Raw genomic sequence first — 20,574 nt, 5'->3', positions numbered from 1 at the left:
CATACGCGCGAAATTCATGCATGAAGGAGACTGTCGTGTCGGCGAACAGCTTCGACGCCCGCAGCACGCTGCAGGTGGGCGACGAGTCGTACGAGATCTTCCGGCTGGACAAGGTTGAGGGCTCCGCCCGCCTTCCCTACAGCCTGAAGGTGCTGCTGGAGAACCTGCTCCGTACCGAGGACGGCGCGAACATCACCGCCGACCACATCCGGTCGCTCGGCAACTGGGACTCGCAGGCCCAGCCCAGCGAGGAGATCCAGTTCACGCCGGCTCGCGTGATCATGCAGGACTTCACCGGCGTCCCCTGCGTCGTGGACCTCGCCACCATGCGTGAGGCCGTGAAGGCCCTCGGCGGCGACCCGTCCAAGATCAACCCGCTGGCCCCGGCCGAGCTGGTCATCGACCACTCGGTCATCGCCGACAAGTTCGGCACCAACGACGCGTTCGCCCAGAACGTGGAGCTGGAGTACGGCCGCAACAAGGAGCGCTACCAGTTCCTGCGCTGGGGCCAGACCGCCTTCGACGAGTTCAAGGTCGTCCCCCCGGGCACCGGCATCGTCCACCAGGTCAACATCGAGCACCTGGCCCGCACCGTCATGGTCCGGGGTGGCCAGGCGTACCCCGACACCCTCGTCGGCACCGACTCGCACACCACCATGGTCAACGGCCTGGGCGTGCTGGGCTGGGGCGTCGGCGGCATCGAGGCCGAGGCCGCGATGCTCGGCCAGCCGGTCTCCATGCTGATCCCGCGCGTCGTCGGCTTCAAGCTGACCGGCGAGCTGCCGACCGGCACCACCGCCACCGACCTGGTGCTCACCATCACCGAGATGCTGCGCAAGCACGGCGTCGTCGGCAAGTTCGTCGAGTTCTACGGTGAGGGCGTCTCCGCTACCTCCCTCGCGAACCGCGCCACCATCGGCAACATGTCGCCGGAGTTCGGCTCCACAGCCGCGATCTTCCCGATCGACGACGAGACGCTGAAGTACCTGCGCCTGACCGGCCGCGACGCCCAGCAGGTCGCGCTCGTCGAGGCGTACGCCAAGGAGCAGGGCCTGTGGCTGGACCCGGCCGCCGAGCCGGACTTCTCCGAGAAGCTGGAGCTCGACCTCTCCACGGTCGTCCCCTCCATCGCCGGCCCGAAGCGCCCGCAGGACCGCATCGTCCTCGCGAACGCCGCCGAGCAGTTCGCCCAGGACGTGCGCAACTACGTCGAGGACGACGACGAGGCGGGCAAGGAGTCCTTCCCGGCCTCCGACGCCCCGGCTGCCGTCAACGGCGTGCCGACCCGCCCGACCCTGGTCGCCCTGGCCGACGGCTCCTCCTTCGAGATCGACCACGGCGCCGTCACCGTCGCCGCGATCACCTCCTGCACCAACACCTCGAACCCCTACGTCATGGTGGCCGCGGCCCTCGTGGCGAAGAAGGCGGTCGAGAAGGGCCTGACCCGCAAGCCGTGGGTCAAGACCACCCTGGCCCCGGGTTCGAAGGTCGTCACCGACTACTTCGACAAGGCCGGCCTGACCCCGTACCTCGACAAGATGGGCTTCAACCTCGTCGGGTACGGCTGCACCACCTGCATCGGCAACTCCGGTCCGCTGGACGAGGAGATCTCCAAGGCGATCAACGAGCACGACCTCGCGGTCACCTCGGTGCTCTCCGGCAACCGCAACTTCGAGGGCCGGATCAACCCCGACGTCAAGATGAACTACCTGGCCTCCCCGCCGCTGGTCGTCGCGTACGCCATCGCGGGCTCCATGAAGGTGGACATCACCAAGGACGCCATCGGCATCGACACCGAGGGCAAGCCGGTCTTCCTCCAGGACATCTGGCCCTCCGAGGCCGAGGTCAATGACGTCGTGGCGAACGCCATCGGCGAGGACATGTTCAACAAGTCCTACCAGGACGTCTTCGCGGGCGACGCCCAGTGGCAGGCGCTGTCGATCCCGACCGGCAACACCTTCGAGTGGGACCCGCAGTCCACCTACGTGCGCAAGCCCCCCTACTTCGAGGGCATGACGATGGAGACCACCCCGGTCTCCGACATCGCCGGCGCCCGCGTGCTGGCGAAGCTGGGCGACTCGGTCACCACCGACCACATCTCCCCGGCCGGTGCGATCAAGGCCGACACGCCGGCCGGCAAGTACCTCACGGAGCACGGCGTCGAGCGCCGCGACTTCAACTCGTACGGTTCCCGCCGCGGCAACCACGAGGTCATGATCCGCGGTACCTTCGCCAACATCCGCCTGCGCAACCAGATCGCGCCGGGCACCGAGGGCGGCTTCACCCGCGACTTCACCGTCGAGGGCGCGCCGGTCTCCTTCATCTACGACGCCTCGCAGAACTACCAGGCCGCCGGCATCCCGCTGGTGATCCTGGCGGGCAAGGAGTACGGCTCCGGCTCGTCCCGCGACTGGGCGGCCAAGGGCACCGCGCTGCTCGGCGTCAAGGCCGTCATCGCCGAGTCCTACGAGCGCATCCACCGCTCCAACCTGATCGGCATGGGTGTCCTGCCCCTGCAGTTCCCCGAGGGCGCCACCGCGGCCTCCCTGGGCCTCACCGGCGAGGAGACCTTCGCCTTCACCGGTGTGGAGGAGCTGAACAACGGCACCACCCCGCGCACCGTGAAGGTCACCACCGACACCGGTGTGGAGTTCGACGCGGTCGTCCGCATCGACACGCCGGGTGAGGCGGACTACTACCGCAACGGCGGCATCATGCAGTACGTGCTCCGCAACCTCATCCGCGGCTGAGCACGGCACAGCGGTACCAAAGGGCCGTATCCCCGTTAAGGGGGTACGGCCCTTCCGCTTGTCCGGCGCCATCCCAGATGACGGACAGGTCTCAACTCGGAAAAGCTGGCGGCCATACGTGTGCATGATCTTGCTCACACGAGCGGAAGTGGACTATACCTGTGCCCGTCCGGATCACCGGGAGACGAACGGCTCCGGACCGGGGGGATGGGCGGGGACCTGCGGTGATGTCCGCATGCACGGCGACGCCGTGATTCTCCGTCCTCCTTCACACTTCTGACGAAGGCGAGGACATGAGCATGGGATCCACTGGTGAGGGCCTCGGGCGCCGTGATCTGATCAAGCGCTCCGCAGCACTCGGACTGATCACGGTGCCGACGATGAGCTTCCTGTCCGCCTGCGCCTCCGGCGGCGACGAGAACTCCACGAAGGGTCCGGACAAGGCGCCGGTCACCAAGGAGAACCCGTTCGGCGTCGCCAAGGGCGGCAAGCTGGACGTCGTCGTCTTCAAGGGGGGTTTCGGCGACGACTACGCGAAGGCCTGGGAGGCCGCCTTCGACAAGAAGTGGGGCACCACCAGCTCCCACCTCGGCACCCAGGAGATCACCGGAAAGCTCCAGACGCGCTTCAACGGCGGAAACCCGCCGGATGTCGTCGACGACTCGGGTGCCCAGAAGATCAAGCTGGACGTGCTCTTCAAGAGCAACCAGCTGGCCGACCTCACCCCCGTGCTCGACGCGCCCTCGCTCGACGACCCGACCAAGAAGGTCCGGGACACGCTGATCGCCGGCACCGTCGAACAGGGCATGCAGGGGGGCAAGTTCGTCTCCCTGAACTACGTGTACACGGTCTTCGGCCTCTGGTACTCCGGCAAGCTCTTCAAGGAGAAGGGCTGGACGCCGCCGAAGACCTGGGACGAGTTCCTCGCGGTCTGCGCGAAGGCCAAGGAGGCGGGCATCGGCGGCCTCGCCCACCAGGGCAAGTTCCCGTACTACATCAATGTCGTGATCATGGACCTGATCGCCAAGAAGGGCGGTCTGGAGGCCATGAAGGCGATCGACAACCTGGAGCCCAACGCCTTCGAGGGGAACGCCGCGGCCCTCGCCGCCGTCGAGGCGGTCTACGAGGTGGTCGAGAAGTCCCTGATGCTGCCGGGCACCAACGGCCTCACCCACACGGAGTCCCAGACCGCCTGGAACCAGTACAAGGCGGCCTTCATCCCCTCCGGCTCCTGGCTGGAGAACGAGCAGCTCAAGCAGACCCCGGACGACTTCGACATGCAGTTCCTGCCGATGCCGCTGCTGGCCGACAGCAAGCTGCCCTTCGAGGCCATCCGGGCCGGCGCCGGCGAGCCCTTCATCGTCCCGGAGAAGGCCGCCAACAAGGCCGGAGGTCTGGAGTTCGTCCGCTCGATGCTCTCCCGCGAATGGTCGACCCTCTTCGCCCAGCAGGCCAACTCGCTCACCGTGGTCAAGGACGGCGTGGACCCGAACGTGAAGCTGCGGCCGGGCACCCAGTCGGCGGTGACGGCCCTCAAGGCGGCGGGTACGAACACGTTCAACTACCTGTACCCCGACTGGTACAGCGAAATGGACACGGCGATCCAGGACGCGTCCAATGAGCTGATGGCCAAGCGGATTCAGCCGAAGGAGTGGATCAAGCGCGCCCAGGCTGCGGTAAACAAGGCGGCGCAGGACCCGAACGCAAAGAACAACAAGCGCAGCTGACCTCCGCAGGGACGGACACCATGAGTCGAGTAGCCCAGGGCAGAGGACGGGCCGGCTTCATCGCCGGCTTCCTCCTCGCACCGATCGCGCTGTATCTGACCTTCGTCATCTGGCCGTACGTGCAGACGTTCGGCTACTCCTTCACCAACTGGACGGGCCAGTCGCCGACCTTCGATTTCGTCGGAGTGGACAACTACGCGGCCCTCATGAAGGACGAGGTCTTCCGCGGCGCCCTGTGGCACAACCTGCTGCTCCTGGTGTTCGTCCCGACGGTCACCATCCTGCTGGCCCTCTTCTTCGCCTTCATGGTGAACGCGGGCGGGCGGGGCGGGGCCGGCGGGGTCCAGGGCGTGCGGGGGTCGGGGTTCTACAAGATCGTCTACTTCTTCCCGCAGGTACTGTCCCTCGCCATCCTCGCGGTGCTCTTCGGGGCCGTGTACCGCACCGACGAGGGCGGCCTGCTCAACGGCGTCCTCATCAAGCTCGGCCTGGTCGACGCGACGCACCCGGTCGAATGGCTGAACGAGCCCAGGTTCGTGCTCTGGTGCCTGCTCCTCGTCGTCGTCTGGCACGGCGTCGGTTTCTACCTCGTGCTGTTCTCGGCGGCCATGCAGTCCGTCCCCAAGGACATCTACGAGGCCGCGCTGCTCGACGGCGCGGGGCGCGCCCAGACCTTCATCAAGGTCACCCTGCCCCTGCTGTGGGACTCTGTGCAGACGTCCGCGGTCTATCTGGGCATCGCCGCCATGGACATGTTCGTCCTGGTGTCGACCATGACCTCCGGCCAGTTCGGCGGCGGACCCGACCACCACAGCGAGGTCATGGCGACCGTGCTGATGAGGAACTTCCTCTACTTCGGCAAGAGCGGCTACGCCTGCGCCATGGGCGTGGTCATGCTCGTCCTCACCATGATCCTCTCCGTCATCACGCTGCGTGCCACCCGCCGCGAGCGCATCGAGTTCTGAGCGGAGTTCCACGATGACTGCACAGCCCACAGTGATCAAGACTCAGGGCGAAGACGCCTCCGAGCGGTCCGGCGGACCCGCCCGGACCGGGGAGCAGGGCGGCCGCCGCTCCGAGGGCGTGGTCCTCAACGTCGTCTCCCACGGCTTCCTCGTCGTCTGGGCCGTACTGATCGTCCTGCCCCTGATCTGGCTGGCGCTCGGCTCCTTCAAGACCGACGCGCAGATCGGCGGCTCGGCCCTGAGCTGGCCCTCCAACTGGAACGTCGACGCCTTCGGCCGGGCCTGGGACAAGGGCATCGGCGACTACTTCGCCAACACGCTGATCGTGATGGTGTTCTCGGTCCCGCTGACGATGCTGTTCGGGTCGATGGCGGCGTACGTCCTGGCCCGCTACCCCTTCCCGGGAAACCGGTTCATCTACTACTTCTTCGTCAGCGGGGCGATGTTCCCCGTCTTCCTCGCGCTCGTCCCGCTGTTCTTCATGGTCAAGCGGTTCGACATGCTGAACACGTACCAGGGCCTGATCCTCGTGTACGTCGCCTACTCGATGCCGTTCACCGTCTTCTTCATGCACTCCTTCTTCCGCACGCTGCCTACGGCGGTGCACGAGGCGGCGGTGATCGACGGGGCATCCGACACCCGGATCTTCTTCCAGGTGATGGTGCCGATGGCCAAGCCCGGCCTGATCAGCGTCGGGATCTTCAACATCCTGGGCCAGTGGAACCAGTACATCCTGCCCTCCGTGCTGATGCAGCCCCAGACAGGATCGGACCCCGAGCGCTACCTGCTCACCCAGGGCCTGATCCAGCTCCAGCAGCAGCAGGGGTACGAGACGGACCTCCCGGTGCTCTTCGCCGGTGTGACCATCGCGATGATCCCGATGCTGGTGGTCTACCTGTCCTTCCAGCGCCAGATCCAGGCCGGCCTGACCTCCGCCACCCTCAAGTAGGGGGATCCGGCACGCCCGGCCGGCTGACCGCCACCGCCGAGACCGTGGCGGTCAGCCGGCCGGACACCTTCGTTCGGCCCCGGCCCCGGCGCCGCCGAGCGGTTCCCGGTCCGGGCGCCGGCCCAGCGGGCGCAGCAGGAGGTCGGCTCCCACCACGCCCGCGCTGCCGCAGAGGCCCTTCCGGTCCTCCGCGCTGCCGCAGAGGCCCTTCCGGTCCTCCGCGCTGCCGCAGAGGCCCTTCCGGTCCTCCGCGCTGCCGCAGAGGCCCTTCCGGTCCTCCTATAGCCAGGTGTTGAACGTGCGGATGTACCAGGTCTTCAGGGCCTGCGTGAGCGCGCAGTACGCGAGGAGCACGCCGTTCAGCCACGGGAAGTAGCTCGCCGGGAGGGGGTGAGCATGGTCATGACGAATCCTCCCTCCACGGCGTCCGGGCAGCGCGAAAGCCGAGCGGTCACGTGGAGTGGTCATGGGATGACGCAGCGTGTCGCGGTCGGGACACGGGATGCGCCGGGGGCATGGATGACGTATGTCTGACAGAAGGGTCAGGACACGCGGAAGGAAAAGGAAACGCGGAAGGGCACGGAGGCAGCGGGTGACCGCAGCCGTGCGCACCCAGGGAAAGGTCGACTGATCAGGCAGGAAGCAACAGCGGTAGCAGGCCGCAGGTCAGCCGGCGAGAGCGAGAGCGCGGCGAGGACTTCGATCGGGACTCATCCCGTACACCTCCTCGCGCAGCGCTGTCATTGCAGGGGCGCGGGCCGGCCGGAAGGCCGCAGAGGACCGGCGCCTCAGCGACCGCAACACGATCCGGGCGACCGTTCTCTCCCTCTTATGGCCGGTAGTTGCCGGTTCGTGCCGTGTCAGCCTCTTGACGTCTCGAGGGACAAAGGCTCGACTTAAGGTTCACAAGTTGGAGACGCCGGGTCTCGGAGCGAGCGCAGTCGCGACGTTCCCCGGCCGGGGGGCGACGGCTGGCCGTCGCTTATGGGCAGGAGTGGATGAGTCGTGCAGACTCCCGGATCGCAGTCTTCGCTGCACCGCGCGAATCTCGAACGGGTCGTGCGGGCGGTGCGGCTCGCGGGTTCGCTGACCCAGGCGGAGATCGCCCGCGCCACCGGACTGTCGGCGGCCACGGTCTCCAACATCGTCCGTGAGCTCAAGGACGGCGGAACCGTCGAGGTCACCGACACCTCGGCGGGCGGCCGGCGGGCCCGCAGCGTGTCGCTCAGCGGCGACGCCGGCATCGTGATCGGCGTGGACTTCGGTCACACCCACCTGCGGGTGGCGGTCGGGAACCTGGCCCACCAGGTGCTGGCCGAGGAGGCCGAGCCGCTCGACGTGGACGCCTCCTGGGTGGAGGGCTTCGACCGGGCGGAAGCGCTGGTCGGGCGGTTGATCGCGGGCATCGGGGTGAGCCTGGACAAGGCCATCGGCGTCGGCCTCGGCGTCCCCGGCCCGATCGACGTGGAGTCCGGGACCCTGGGCTCGACCGCGATCCTCCCGGGCTGGGCCGGCATCAATCCCCGCCAGGAACTCTCGCAGCGCCTCGGTGTACCCGTGTACGTGGACAACGACGCGAACCTCGGGGCCCTCGGTGAACTCGTTTGGGGGAGCGGGCGGGGAGTGAAAGACCTCGCCTACATCAAGGTCGCGAGCGGCGTCGGCGCGGGACTGGTGATCAACGGTCAGATCTACCGCGGCCCGGGCGGTACGGCCGGCGAGATCGGGCACATCACCCTCGACGAATCGGGTCCGGTCTGCCGCTGCGGGAACCGCGGTTGCCTGGAGACCTTCGCCGCGGCCCGGTACGTACTTCCGCTGCTCCAGGGCAGTCACGGACCGGAGTTGACGATGGAGCGGGTGGTCGAGCTGGCCCGCGAGGGAGACCCGGGCTGCCGCCGCGTCATCACGGACGTGGGCCGCCACATCGGCAGCGGCGTGGCCAGTCTGTGCAACCTCCTGAACCCCAGCCGGGTGGTCCTCGGCGGCTCGCTCGCGGAGGCGGGTGAACTCGTCCTGGCGCCCATCCGTGAATCGGTCGGGAGGTACGCGATCCCGAGCGCGGCCCGCCAGTTGTCAGTGCTCACCGGGTCCCTGGGCGGGCGGGCCGAGGTGCTCGGAGCACTAGCCCTTGTGCTCAGCGAAATGGGCGATTCGACACTTTTGTCAGATCATGGAAGTGGAGTGCGTGCTTCAGCCGCCATGTCTTCAGTTAGATAACGGATGGCACCGTTGTCATCTCGTTAAGGATTCACTCCTTGACGGCAAACTTGCGGCCGGGGTTGACTCACATCCACCTCGGCCGCAGGGTTGCGGCCTCGTCAGGGAGGTTCAAGTAATGAACACGCGTATGCGCAGAACCGCTGTAGCCGTTGCCGCCGGTGCCATGGCCGTTTCCCTCGCCGCCTGTGGCAGCGCCAAGGAAGCCGGCGACAAGACGAAGGAATCCGGCGCCGCCAAGGGCGACGCGATCAAGGTCGGCCTGCTCCTGCCGGAGAACCAGACCGCGCGCTACGAGAAGTTCGACAAGCCGCTCATCGAGAAGAAGGTCGCCGAGCTCACCGGCGGCAAGGGCGAGGTCGTCTACGCGAACGCCAAGCAGGACGCCACCACGCAGAACTCGCAGGTCGACACGATGGTCACCAACAAGGTGGACGTCCTGATCGTCGACGCGGTGGACTCCAAGGCCATTGCCGGCTCGGTCAAGAAGGCCAAGGAGGCCGGCATCCCGGTCGTGGCCTACGACCGTCTCGCTGAGGGCCCGATCGACGCCTACACCTCCTTCGACAATGAAGAGGTCGGCAAGGTCCAGGGCAAGGCGCTGCTGGAGGCGCTGGGCGACAAGGCCAAGGACGGCCAGATCGTCATGATGAACGGTTCGGTCACCGACCCGAACGCCAAGCTCTTCAAGTCCGGTGCGCACTCCGTCCTCGACGGCAAGGTGAACGTCGGCAAGGAGTACGACACGGTCGAGTGGAAGCCGGAGAACGCCAACACCAACATGGCGGCCGCGCTCTCCGCGCTCGGCAAGGACAAGGTCATCGGCGTCTACTCCGCCAACGACGGCATGGCCGGCGGCATCATCACCGCCCTCAAGTCCGCCGGCGTGACCCCGCTGCCCCCGGTCACCGGCCAGGACGCCGAACTCGCCGGTGTGCAGCGGATCGTCGCGGGCGAGCAGTTCATGAGCGTCTACAAGCCGTACGCTCCCGAGGCCGAGGCCGCCGCGAAGATGGCCGTCGCCCTCGCCAAGAAGGAGAAGCTCGACGGCGTCACCACCTCCACGGTGGACAGCCCGTCCGCCAAGGGCATCGCGTCCGTGCTGATCCCGGTCGTCTCGCTCACCAAGGGCAACATCAAGGACACCGTCGTCAAGGACGGCGTCTACACGGTCGACGAGATCTGCACCGACAAGTACGCGGCGGCCTGCGCCGCCATCGGCCTGAAGTAGCGGCCCCCGTCGCCTCCTCGCGAGGCGGCCCCCGTGCCTGACCGGCGCCCCGCCCCTCATTCCCCGCCACTGGCGGGGCGCCGGGCAGAAACGTTCCCCCATTCGCCCCGCTCCTGCTCTTTTGCACGACATCCCCGCCGGTCAGGCGGCGAAGGAGATGGTTCATGTGTCCGCTGCGCCCGTGCTGGCGTTGCGAGGGGTCTCGAAGCGGTTCGGCGCCGTTCAGGCCCTGACCGACGTAGAACTCGAGATCCACTCCGGTGAGGTGGTCGCCCTGGTCGGCGACAACGGCGCCGGTAAGTCCACGCTGGTCAAGACGATCGCCGGCGTGCACCCCATCGATGACGGCGTCATCGAGTGGGAAGGCCGTCCGGTCTCCATCGGCAAGCCCCACGACGCCCAGAACCTGGGTATCGCGACGGTCTACCAGGACCTGGCTCTGTGCGACAACATCGATGTCGTCGGCAACCTCTTCCTCGGCCGCGAGCTCAAGCGCTACGGCGTCCTCGACGAGGTGGAGATGGAGCGGCGCGCCCGCGAGCTCCTGACCACCCTGTCCATCCGGATCCCCAGTGTCCGGATCCCCATCGCCTCGCTCTCCGGCGGTCAGCGCCAGACCGTGGCGATCGCCCGCTCCATGCTGGGCGAGCCCCAGCTCGTCATCCTCGACGAGCCCACCGCCGCCCTCGGTGTCGAGCAGACCGCACAGGTCCTCGACCTGGTGGAGCGGCTGCGGGAGCGTGGCCACGCCGTCATCCTCATCAGCCACAACATGGCCGATGTGAAGGCCGTCGCCGACAAGGTGGCGGTCCTGCGGCTGGGCCGCAACAACGGTGTCTTCAATGTCGCCGACACCTCGCAGGAAGAGATCATCTCCGCCATCACCGGTGCCACGGACAACGCCGTGACCCGCCGGGCGGCCCGCACCTCGGAGGCCGGCAAGTGAGCACCCAGAACCCTGCCACCGGTCCACTGGGCAAGGGCCCCGTCGACCAGCAGGAGCACATCGACCCGGTCAACCCGGCGGCCGCGCACGACGCGATCCCGGCCGTGGACCCCCGGCTGCTCGTCAGGGAGCAGGGCCTCGCGGGGTACGTGGGCGAGTTCAAGCGCAAGATGAAGGCCGGCGACCTGGGTTCCATCCCGGTCGTGATCGGTCTGATCATCATCTGGTCCATCTTCCAGGGGCTGAACTCGAACTTCCTCTCCCCGGAGAACCTCACCAACATCGCGATCACGATGACCGCCACCGGCATGATCGCCATCGGCATCATCTTCGTGCTGCTGCTCGGCGAGATCGACCTCTCGGTCGGCTCGGTCAGCGGCGTTTCGGGCGCGATCGTCGCCGTGCTCGCCGTCACCCACGGCGTGAACGAATGGCTGGCGATCCTGGCGGCCGTGGCCGGCGGCGCCCTGATCGGCTGCATCCACGGCTTCTTCTTCGCCAAGATCGGCGCTCCGGCCTTCGCCGTCACCCTGTCGGGCCTGCTCTTCTGGCTCGGCGCGATGCTGCAGATCCTCGGCAGCAACGGCACGATCAACATCGACTCCGACGGCGTGGTCGGCCAGCTGACCACGTACTTCTTCTCGGACGTGGCCGTCGCCTACGGGCTGGCCGTGCTCGCGGTGGCCGGCTACTTCCTCGCGGCCTTCCTCGACGCGAGGCGCCGTGAGGCCGCCGGGATGCCCTCCCGGCCGCTCGCCGAGATCCTGCTGCGCACCGGCCTGCTCGCGCTGTTCACCCTCGGCCCCGCCGTGGTGTTCAACCAGTACAAGGGCCTGCCGCTCGCGGTCGTGCTCTTCCTGCTGGCCCTGGTCGTCACGGACTTCGTGCTGCGCCGCACGACCTTCGGGCGAAACGTTTTCGCACTGGGTGGCAGCGTCGAGGCCTCCCGCCGCGCGGGCATCAACGTCACCCGGATCCGGATCACGGTCTTCGCGATCTCCGGCACCTTCGCCGCCATCGGCGGTCTGTTCTGGGCCTCGAAGATCGCGGCGGCCAACCAGAGCGCCGGCGCCGGCGACCTGCTGATGAACGTGATCGCGGCGGCCGTCATCGGCGGCACCAGTCTCTTCGGCGGCCGCGGCCGGACCTGGAACGCCCTCCTCGGCGTCATGGTCATCATCTCGATCCAGTACGGTCTGGCCCTGGAGGGAATCGCGACTCCGATCCAGTACATGATCACGGGTGCCGTACTGCTGGCCACCGTGGTGATCGACTCGGTCACGCGCAAGACCCAGAAGACGGCCGGACGTGCCTAAGCGGTAGAACCCGTCACAATGCCCGGTGCCACTTCGTGTGGCGCCGGGCATCCGTGCGTACATATGTACGTACGCCTGTGCGGGTATGCGCCTGTTTGTGCTGTGTGATCTCGCGAAGGTGCGTTCATGTATGACAAAGGTGTGACTCACCGGGGACGGCCCGATGACCGCACCCGCGAGCGGAACATTAGACTCGTCAGACCAGCAAGCAACTGCAAGGAGGCACGGGTGCTGCTGACCCGCATCAAGGGACCGCGCGATCTGGACCGGCTCAGCCAGGAGGAGCTCAACCAGCTCGCCGCCGAGATCAGGTCCTTCCTCGTCGACGCCGTCTCCAAGACCGGCGGGCACCTCGGCCCCAACCTCGGGGTGGTCGAACTGACGATCGCCCTGCACCGGGTCTTCGACTCGCCCAAGGACAAGGTCCTCTTCGACACCGGCCACCAGGCCTACGTCCACAAGCTGCTCACCGGTCGTCAGGACTTCGGCAACCTGCGCTCCAAGGGCGGCCTCTCCGGCTACCCCTCGCGCGCCGAGTCGGACCACGACGTGATCGAGAACTCGCACGCCTCCACCGTGCTCGGCTGGGCCGACGGCATCGCCAAGGCCAACGAGGTGCTCGGCCGCGAGGACCACTACGTCGCCGCCGTCATCGGCGACGGCGCGCTGACCGGCGGCATGGCCTGGGAGGCGCTGAACAACATCGCCGCCGCCAAGGACCGCCCGCTGGTCATCGTCGTCAACGACAACGAGCGCTCGTACGGCCCCACCATCGGCGGCCTCGCCAACCACCTGGCCACCCTGCGCACCACGGACGGCTACGAGCGCTTCCTGGCCCGCGGCAAGGACATCCTGGAGCGCACCCCGGTCGTCGGGAAGCCGCTCTACGAGACCCTGCACGGCGCCAAGAAGGGCCTCAAGGACTTCATCGCCCCGCAGGGCATGTTCGAGGACCTGGGCCTGAAGTACATCGGGCCCATCGACGGCCACGACATCGAGGCCCTGGAGTCCGCCCTGCAGCGCGCCAAGCGCTTCAGCGGTCCCGTCATCGTGCACTGCCTCACCCAGAAGGGCCGCGGCTACGAGCCGGCCGTCCAGGACGAGGCGGACCGCTTCCACGCCGTCGGCGTGATCCACCCGGACACCGGCCTGCCGGTCAGCACCGACGCCGCCAGCTGGACCTCCGTCTTCGCCGACGAGATGGTCAAGCTCGGCAAGGAGCGCAAGGACATCGTCGCGATCACCGCGGCCATGCTCCAGCCGGTCGGCCTGAAGAAGTTCGCGGACGCGTTCCCGGACCGCATCTTCGACGTCGGCATCGCCGAGCAGCACGGCGCCACTTCGGCGGCGGGCCTGGCGACCGGCGGCGCCCACCCGGTCTTCGCGGTGTACGCCACGTTCCTCAACCGCGCTTTCGACCAGGTCCTGATGGACGTCGCCCTGCACAAGTGCGGTGTCACGTTCGTCCTGGACCGTGCCGGTGTCACCGGCACCGACGGCGCCTCCCACAACGGCATGTGGGACATGTCCATCCTCCAGGTCGTGCCCGGCCTGCGCCTCGCCGCCCCGCGCGACGCGGAGCAGCTGCGCGCCCAGCTGAACGAGGCCGTCCTCGTCAAGGACGCGCCGACCGTGGTGCGCTTCTCCAAGGGCGTCGTCGGCCCGGCCGTCCCGGCGGTCGGCCGCATCGGCGGCATGGACGTGCTGCGCACCCCGGCCCCCGAAGTCACCCGGCCGGACGTACTCCTCGTATCGGTCGGCGCACTGGCCCCGATGTGCCTGGAGATCGCCGCCCTGCTCGACAAGCAGGGCATCTCCTGCACCGTGGTCGACCCCCGCTGGGTCAAGCCGGTGGACGAGGCCCTGGCCCCGCTCGCGGACCAGCACCGGGTCGTCGTCACCGTCGAGGACAACAGCAGGGCCGGCGGTGTCGGCTCCGCCGTCGCGCAGGCCCTGCGGGACGCGGGGGTCGACGTACCGCTGCGCGACTTCGGCATCCCGCAGCGCTTCCTGGATCACGCCTCCCGCAAGGAGGTCATGGCCGAGATCGGGCTGACCGCTCCGGACATCGCGCGGCAGGTCACCGGCCTGGTGGCCAAGCTGGACGGGCGCTACGACAGCGAGCCGGCCGCCGCCGTCGACTAGTCCGGAACTCGCCGCGCGCGCCGTTCGTAGATCGACGCGCGGTTGCACGTCACGGGCCGGGAGATCACTCTTGAAGGGTGGGCCTCCCGGCCCGTTCGTGCGTCGTCACCTGTCGGAGGCGTCGGTGAGCAAGGATCTGAACAGCCCGTTCCGCACCAAGACGGTGGAGCAGTCCATCCGCGACACGGAGGAGCCGGAACACGCGCTCCGCAAGTCGCTCTCGGCCTGGGACCTCACGGTCTTCGGTGTGGGCGTCATCATCGGCACCGGCATCTTCGTCCTCACGGGCATCGCCGCCCGGAACAACGCCGGCCCCGCCACCGCCCTGGCCTTCGTGGCATCGGGCATCGTCTGCGCCCTCGCCGCGCTCTGCTACGCCGAGTTCGCGTCCACCGTGCCGGTGGCCGGTTCGGCGTACACCTTCTCGTATGCCTCGATCGGCGAGCTGCCGGCCTGGATCATCGGCTGGGACCTCGTGCTGGAGTTCGCACTCGGTACGGCCGTCGTGGCGGTCGGCTGGTCCGGCTACGTGCGCCATCTCATGCACACCAACCTGGGCTGGGACTTGCCCGTCGCGCTGTCCGGGCCCGATGCCGGAGGCACCTTCGACCTGCTGGCCTTCCTGCTGGTCCTGGTGCTGACCGCGATCCTGGTCGTGGGGACGAAGCTCTCGGCCCGGATCACCGCGGTCGTCGTCGCCATCAAGGTCACCGTGGTACTGCTGGTGATCATCGCGGGACTGTTCTTCATCAAGGCCGACAACTACAGCCCGTTCGTCCCCCCGGCCCAGCCACAGCCCGCGGGCAGCGGCCTGCACGCGCCGCTGGTCCAGGTGCTCTTCGGCTACGAGCCCACCAACTTCGGCGTCATGGGCATCTTCACCGCGGCCTCTCTCGTCTTCTTCGCCTTCATCGGCTTCGACGTCGTGGCCACGGCGGCCGAGGAGACCAGGAACCCCCAGCGGGACATGCCGCGCGGCATCCTCGGCTCGCTGCTCATCTGCACGGTGCTCTACGTGGCCGTGACGCTGGTGGTCACCGGCATGCAGAAGTACACGGAGATGTCGCCGAGCGCCCCGCTCGCCGAAGCCTTCAAATCCGTGAACCAGCCCTTCTTCGCCGGAGCCATCAGTCTCGGGGCGTCCATCGGTCTGATCACCGTGTGCATGATCCTGCTGCTGGGTCAGACCCGCGTGTTCTTCGCGATGAGCCGTGACGGACTGCTGCCGCGCGTCTTCTCCGTCACCCACCCGAAGTACCGCACCCCTTACCGGGCGACCCTCCTGCTCGGCGGGATCATCGCCGTCGTCGCCGGTTTCACCAGCCTGGAGAAGCTCGCGGAACTGGTCAACATCGGCACCCTGTTCGCCTTCGTGGTGGTCGCCCTCGGCGTGATCGTCCTACGCAGGACCCGCCCCGACCTGCACCGGTCCTTCCGTACCCCGTGGGTGCCGTTCATCCCGATCCTGTCGATCGCGGCCTCGTTCTGGCTGATGCTCAACCTGCCGGCCGAGACCTGGATCCGGTTCGGCATCTGGATGGCCATCGGCTTGGTCGTCTACTTCGTCTACGGCTACCGCAACAGCCGCCTGCACAAGGTCGGGCGGAACGCGAAGTTCTGAGCGCCGGCCGACGGACCGTACACGAACGCAGCGGGCCCGTACAGGAGGGATTCCCGTACGGGCCCGCTGCGTGGTGCGGCGGCCGGAGCCTCAGCCCTTGGCGGGGGAGTCCTTCGCGGAGGCCGGGACCTTCTGGTCCTTGCGGAGGGCTTCCCACAACTGACCGGCCTGCGGCTCGGCCACGACCACCCGGTTCGGGTCCACCTTGTCGTAGGCGACCGGCAGCATGATCGTTTCCATCGTGTCCGGGTCCACGCCCTTCATGCTCTTCGCGAAATCGGAGAGCGCGGTCAGGGAGGCGAGATCGGAGTCGGTGGTCAGCGACTTGGTCCCGGCGTCGGCGAGCTTGTAGAGCCGCGCCGGGTTGCCGAGGGCGTCCTGCTTCTTGATCTCGGTCAGCATCGCCATCATGAACTGCTGCTGCAGGCCTATGCGGCCCAGGTCGCTGCCGTCGCCGTAGCCGTAGCGGGTACGCACGAACTTGAGCGAGTCGGTGCCGTTCAGCCGGTGCGTGCCCGCGTCCAGCTTCAGGCCGCCCTTGGCTCCGCTCATCGGCTTGTCCAGGGTGACGGTGACCCCGCCGAGCGCGTCCACCAGGCCCTTGAAGCCGGCGAAGTCCACCTCGACGAAGTGGTCCACGCGGACGCCGGACAGCTGCTCCACGGTGTTGACCACGCAGGCCGGACCGGCCAGCGAGTAGACCGAGTTGAACATGACCCGCTTCGCGGACGGCACGGTCTTGCCGGCCCTGTCCTTGCACTCGGGCCGGGTGATCAGGGTGTCGCGGGGAATGCTCACCGCGGTGGCCTTGGCCCGGCCCTCGGGTATGTGCACCAGCATCGCCGTGTCCGAGCGGGCGCCGCTGACGTCGCCGTGGTCGAGGTCGGCGTTGGCCCCGGCCCGCGAATCGGAGCCGAGCACCAGGATGTTCTGCGCGTTTGCGGCCACCTTCGGCGGCCGGTTGTCGACGCCGATGGCCTGGTCCAGGTCGACGCTGTCGATGTTGCCGTTGAGGTGGCTGTAGGCCCACCAGCCGGCCCCGGCAGCGCCCAGGACCAGCACGGCGACCAGCAACAGGGTGATCCGCAGAATGCGGCGTCGGCGGCGCCTGGGCCGCGCGTGCGTGTCCGTCATGGGGGTGAATCTTAGACAGATATTCGAACGGCCGAGGCCCGCCCCCCGGAAGGGGCGGGCCAGGCCGTCAGACGCCCGTCTGCGACCCGGACTAGGCCGGGACGCTCGCCAGGCCGGGAGCCAGGAACTTCTTGCCGTTCACGCGCTCCGAGACGCCTTCACGGTCCAGGTACGGCGTGATGCCGCCCAGGTGGAAGGGCCAGCCGGCGCCCGTGATGAGGCAGAGGTCGATGTCCTGGGCCTCGGCCACGACACCCTCCTCCAGCATCAGGCCGATCTCCTGCGCCACCGCGTCCAGGACGCGGTCGCGGACCTGCTCCTCCGTCAGGACGGAGTCGCCCTGCACCAGGAGGGCGGCGACCTCGGGGTCCAGCTCCGGCTTGCCGGAATCGTAGACGTAGAAGCCGCGCTTGCCCGCCTTGACGACGGCAGCCAGGTTCGGGGAGACGGTGAAGCGCTCCGGGAAGGCGCGGTTCAGGGTCTCGGAGACGTGCAGACCGATCGCCGGGCCCACGAGCTCCAGCAGCACCAGCGGGGACATCGGCAGGCCGAGCGGCTCGATGGCCTTCTCCGCCGTCACGACCGGGGTGCCCTCGTCGATGACGTTCTGGATCTCGCCCATGAAGCGGGTCAGGATGCGGTTCACGACGAACGCCGGGGCGTCCTTGGTGAGGACCGCGGTCTTCTTCAGCTTCTTGGCGACGCCGAAGGCCGTGGCCAGCGAGGCGTCGTCGGTCTGCTCACCGCGGACGATCTCCAGCAGCGGGAGGATCGCGACCGGGTTGAAGAAGTGGAAGCCGACCACGCGCTCCGGGTGCTGGAGCTTGGAGGCCATCTCCGACACCGACAGCGAGGAGGTGTTGGTGGCGAGGATCGCGTGCGCCGGGGCGACCGCCTCGACCTCCGCGAACACCTTCTGCTTGACGGACATCTCCTCGAACACGGCCTCGATGATGAAGTCCGCGTCCGCGAAGCCCTCGGCCTTGTCGAGCACACCGGTCACCAGGGCGGTCAGGCGGTTGGCCTTGTCCTGGTTGATGCGGCCCTTGCCGAGCAGCTTCTGGATCTCGGCGTGGACGTAGCCCACACCCTTGTCCACGCGCTCCTGGTCGATGTCGGTGAGGACCACCGGCACCTCCAGGCGGCGCAGGAAGAGCAGCGCCAGCTGCGAGGCCATCAGGCCCGCACCGACGACGCCGACCTTGGTGACCGGACGGGCCAGCGACTTGTCCGGGGCACCGGCCGGGCGCTTGGCGCGCTTCTGCACCAGGTTGAAGGCGTAGATGCCCGAGCGCAGTTCGCCGCCCATGATGAGGTCGGCCAGGGCCGTGTCCTCGGCGTCGAAGCCGGCCTGGAGGTCGCCGTCCTTGGCCGCGGCGATGATGTCCAGCGCGCGGTAGGCGGCCGGAGCGGCGCCGTGCACCTTGGAGTCGGCGATGAAGCGGCCCTTGGCCACGGCCGCGTCCCAGGCCTCGCCGCGGTCGACCTCGGCGCGTACGACCTCGGTGGCGCCGTTCAGGACGTTCGCGGTCCACAGGAGCGACTGCTCCAGGAAGTCCGCGCCCTCGAACAGGGCGTCCGCGATGCCCAGGTCGAAGACCTGCTTGCCGCGCAGCTGCTTGTTCTGGTTGAGCGAGTTCTCGATGATCACCGAGACCGCGCGCTCGGCGCCGATCAGGTTCGGCAGGATGGCGCAGCCGCCCCAGCCGGGAACCAGGCCGAGGAAGACCTCGGGCAGCGAGAAGGCCGGAATGGCCTTCGAGACGGTGCGGTAGCTGCAGTGCAGACCGACCTCGACGCCGCCGCCCATGGCCGCGCCGTTGTAGTACGCGAAGGTCGGGACCGCGAGGGCCGACAGACGCTTGAAGACGTCGTGGCCGCCCTTGCCGATGGCGAGCGCCTCGTCGTGGTTCTTCAGCAGCTCGACGCCCTTGAGGTCGGCGCCGACCGCGAAGATGAACGGCTTGCCGGTGATGCCCGCACCGACGATGGAGCCCGCGAGGGCCTCCTGCTCGACCTGGTCGATCGCCGCGTTCAGGTTGGCGAGGGACTGCGGGCCGAAGGTGGTCGGCTTGGTGTGGTCGAAGCCGTTGTCCAGCGTGATGAGCGCGAAGCGCCCGGCGCCGAACGGCAGGTCCAGGTGGCGGACGTGCGCGGACGTGACGACCTCGTCCGGGAACAGCTCGGCCGCACCCTTCAGGAGCTCAGTGGTGGTGCTCACTTGGCGTCTCCCTCGGAGGTGAAGTGCGGGTTCTCCCAGATGACCGTGGCGCCCATGCCGAAGCCGACGCACATGGTGGTCAGGCCGTAGCGGACGTGCGGCTGCTCCTCGAACTGGCGGGCCAGCTGCGTCATCAGACGGACGCCGGAGGAGGCGAGCGGGTGGCCGAACGCGATGGCGCCGCCGTACTGGTTCACGCGGGCGTCGTCGTCGGCGATGCCGTAGTGCTCCAGGAAGGCGAGCACCTGGACCGCGAAGGCCTCGTTGATCTCGAACAGGCCTATGTCCTCGATGGACAGACCGGCCTGCGCGAGGGCCTTCTCGGTGGCCGGGATCGGGCCGTAGCCCATGACCTCCGGCTCGACACCCGCGAAGGAGTACGACACCAGGCGCATCTTGACCGGGAGGTTGTTCTCCCGGGCGAAGTCCTCGGACGCGATGATCGCGGCGGTGGCACCGTCGTTGAGACCGGCGGCGTTGCCCGCGGTGACCCGGCCGTGCGTACGGAACGGGGTCTTCAGGCCGGCCAGGTTCTCCAGGGTGGTGCCCGGGCGCATCGGCTCGTCGGTGGTGACCAGGCCCCAGCCCGTCTCACCGGCCGCCTCGTTGGTGTTGCGCACCGAGATCGGGACCAGGTCCTGCTGGATCTTGCCGTCGGCGTACGCCTTGGCGGCCTTCTCCTGCGAGCGCACGGCGTACTCGTCGGCGCGGAGCTTGGTGATCGTCGGGTACCGGTCGTGCAGGTTCTCGGCGGTCATGCCCATGAAGAGGGCGGACTCGTCGACCAGCTTCTCGGAGACGAAGCGCGGGTTCGGGTCCACGCCCTCGCCCATGGGGTGGCGGCCCATGTGCTCGACACCGCCGGCGAGGGCGACGTCGTACGCACCGAAGGCCACGCCGCCCGCGACGGCGGTGACGGCGGTCAGCGCGCCGGCGCACATGCGGTCGATGGAGTAGCCCGGGACGGACTGCGGGAGGCCCGCGAGGATGCCGGCCGTGCGGCCCAGCGTCAGGCCCTGGTCGCCGATCTGCGTGGTCGCGGCGATGGCGACCTCGTCGATCTTCGCGGGGTCCAGGTCCGGGTTGCGGCGCAGCAGCTCCCGGATCGCCTTCACGACGAGGTCGTCGGCGCGGGTCTCGTGGTAGATGCCCTTCGGGCCCGCCTTGCCGAACGGGGTGCGGACGCCGTCGACGAAGACGACGTCCCTGACGGTACGAGGCACGTTGGCTCTCCTCCAGGTGCGGGGGTGCACTGCTGCGCGGGGGCGTGCTCGGCCGGTATGGCTGAGCGCCCGCTCACTCGACCCATGCTACTTGCGGGTAACCAATGTGCACACCCCCTCCCCGAG

14 protein-coding genes are annotated in these 20,574 nt (G+C 68.3%); 10 read left to right on the top strand and 4 right to left on the bottom strand.

Annotation, left to right across the window (positions count from 1 at the left end; genetic code table 11):
• Positions 1-20: 20 nt before the first annotated feature.
• From acnA to AB0D48_RS04410, 4 genes are all read left to right on the top strand, one after another.
• Complete coding sequence (acnA, locus tag AB0D48_RS04425; RefSeq protein WP_362390663.1) at positions 21-2,750, top strand: aconitate hydratase AcnA; 2,730 nt, start codon at positions 21-23, stop codon at positions 2,748-2,750.
• A gap of 293 nt (positions 2,751-3,043) precedes the next feature.
• Positions 3,044-4,477 (top strand): N-acetylglucosamine/diacetylchitobiose ABC transporter substrate-binding protein, encoded by a 1,434-nt coding sequence (gene ngcE, locus AB0D48_RS04420; RefSeq protein ID WP_362390661.1) that lies wholly within the window; start codon positions 3,044-3,046, stop codon positions 4,475-4,477.
• 20 nt (positions 4,478-4,497) lie between these two features.
• Positions 4,498-5,442 (top strand): sugar ABC transporter permease, encoded by a 945-nt coding sequence (locus AB0D48_RS04415; protein ID WP_362390659.1) that lies wholly within the window; start codon positions 4,498-4,500, stop codon positions 5,440-5,442.
• A gap of 13 nt (positions 5,443-5,455) precedes the next feature.
• Complete coding sequence (locus tag AB0D48_RS04410; protein WP_362390657.1) at positions 5,456-6,391, top strand: carbohydrate ABC transporter permease; 936 nt, start codon at positions 5,456-5,458, stop codon at positions 6,389-6,391.
• A 279-nt stretch (positions 6,392-6,670) separates the two neighbouring features.
• Here AB0D48_RS04410 and AB0D48_RS04405 read toward each other — a convergent pair whose 3' ends face one another.
• The gene (locus AB0D48_RS04405; protein WP_362390655.1) at positions 6,671-6,859 is read right to left on the bottom strand and encodes a hypothetical protein; all 189 of its coding nucleotides are present in this window, start codon (positions 6,857-6,859) and stop codon (positions 6,671-6,673) included.
• Between the two features lie 537 nt (positions 6,860-7,396).
• Between AB0D48_RS04405 and AB0D48_RS04400 the strand changes: the two genes are divergently transcribed.
• The 6 genes from AB0D48_RS04400 (at position 7,397) to AB0D48_RS04375 (ending at position 15,870) form a co-directional block, all read left to right on the top strand.
• Positions 7,397-8,611 (top strand): ROK family transcriptional regulator, encoded by a 1,215-nt coding sequence (locus AB0D48_RS04400; protein WP_362390654.1) that lies wholly within the window; start codon positions 7,397-7,399, stop codon positions 8,609-8,611.
• 118 nt (positions 8,612-8,729) lie between these two features.
• Positions 8,730-9,842 (top strand): substrate-binding domain-containing protein, encoded by a 1,113-nt coding sequence (locus AB0D48_RS04395; protein WP_362390653.1) that lies wholly within the window; start codon positions 8,730-8,732, stop codon positions 9,840-9,842.
• A gap of 157 nt (positions 9,843-9,999) precedes the next feature.
• Positions 10,000-10,788 carry an ATP-binding cassette domain-containing protein gene (locus AB0D48_RS04390; protein WP_362390652.1) on the top strand — a complete coding sequence of 263 codons (789 nt, stop codon included), beginning with the start codon at positions 10,000-10,002 and terminating at the stop codon, positions 10,786-10,788.
• A gap of 59 nt (positions 10,789-10,847) precedes the next feature.
• Positions 10,848-12,104 (top strand): sugar ABC transporter permease, encoded by a 1,257-nt coding sequence (locus AB0D48_RS04385; RefSeq protein WP_362391103.1) that lies wholly within the window; start codon positions 10,848-10,850, stop codon positions 12,102-12,104.
• A gap of 228 nt (positions 12,105-12,332) precedes the next feature.
• Positions 12,333-14,249: a 1-deoxy-D-xylulose-5-phosphate synthase gene (dxs, locus tag AB0D48_RS04380; protein ID WP_362390651.1), complete on the top strand. Its 1,917-nt coding sequence runs from the start codon at positions 12,333-12,335 to the stop codon at positions 14,247-14,249.
• 124 nt (positions 14,250-14,373) lie between these two features.
• Entirely contained in the window at positions 14,374-15,870 is a 1,497-nt protein-coding gene (locus tag AB0D48_RS04375; protein ID WP_362390649.1) for an amino acid permease, read from the top strand.
• A 90-nt stretch (positions 15,871-15,960) separates the two neighbouring features.
• Here the strand turns inward: AB0D48_RS04375 and AB0D48_RS04370 are convergent, their stop codons facing one another.
• The 3 genes from AB0D48_RS04370 to AB0D48_RS04360 all read right to left on the bottom strand — a co-directional run bounded on the left by AB0D48_RS04370 (position 15,961) and on the right by AB0D48_RS04360 (position 20,448).
• A complete protein-coding gene (locus AB0D48_RS04370) occupies positions 15,961-17,004 on the bottom strand; it encodes an LCP family protein (protein ID WP_362390647.1) in 1,044 nt (347 codons plus the stop codon).
• 91 nt (positions 17,005-17,095) lie between these two features.
• Entirely contained in the window at positions 17,096-19,225 is a 2,130-nt protein-coding gene (locus tag AB0D48_RS04365; protein WP_362390645.1) for a 3-hydroxyacyl-CoA dehydrogenase NAD-binding domain-containing protein, read from the bottom strand.
• On the bottom strand, positions 19,222-20,448 hold the full coding sequence (locus tag AB0D48_RS04360) for an acetyl-CoA C-acyltransferase (protein ID WP_362390643.1): 1,227 nt from the start codon (positions 20,446-20,448) through the stop codon (positions 19,222-19,224). Before AB0D48_RS04360 ends, AB0D48_RS04365 begins: the two co-directional genes overlap by 4 nt.
• Between the last annotated feature and the right edge of the window lie 126 nt (positions 20,449-20,574).

The organism is Streptomyces sp. NPDC048269 (assembly GCF_040652395.1).
GTDB lineage: Bacteria > Actinomycetota > Actinomycetes > Streptomycetales > Streptomycetaceae > Streptomyces.
The sequence above is the reverse complement of the archived record's forward strand: the minus strand, read 5'-3'. Positions and strand labels throughout refer to the sequence as shown.

Excerpts from the sequence above, each read along its gene's own strand:
- AB0D48_RS04390 (WP_362390652.1), top strand. The coding sequence starts at position 10,000 with ATGGTTCATGTGTCCGCTGCGCCCGTGCTGGCGTTGCGAGGGGTCTCG.
- acnA (WP_362390663.1), top strand. The coding sequence starts at position 21 with ATGAAGGAGACTGTCGTGTCGGCGAACAGCTTCGACGCCCGCAGCACG.
- AB0D48_RS04395 (WP_362390653.1), top strand. The coding sequence starts at position 8,730 with ATGAACACGCGTATGCGCAGAACCGCTGTAGCCGTTGCCGCCGGTGCC.
- AB0D48_RS04415 (WP_362390659.1), top strand. The coding sequence starts at position 4,498 with ATGAGTCGAGTAGCCCAGGGCAGAGGACGGGCCGGCTTCATCGCCGGC.
- AB0D48_RS04405 (WP_362390655.1), bottom strand. The coding sequence starts at position 6,859 with ATGACCACTCCACGTGACCGCTCGGCTTTCGCGCTGCCCGGACGCCGT.
- AB0D48_RS04370 (WP_362390647.1), bottom strand. The coding sequence starts at position 17,004 with ATGACGGACACGCACGCGCGGCCCAGGCGCCGCCGACGCCGCATTCTG.
- ngcE (WP_362390661.1), top strand. The coding sequence starts at position 3,044 with ATGAGCATGGGATCCACTGGTGAGGGCCTCGGGCGCCGTGATCTGATC.
- AB0D48_RS04410 (WP_362390657.1), top strand. The coding sequence starts at position 5,456 with ATGACTGCACAGCCCACAGTGATCAAGACTCAGGGCGAAGACGCCTCC.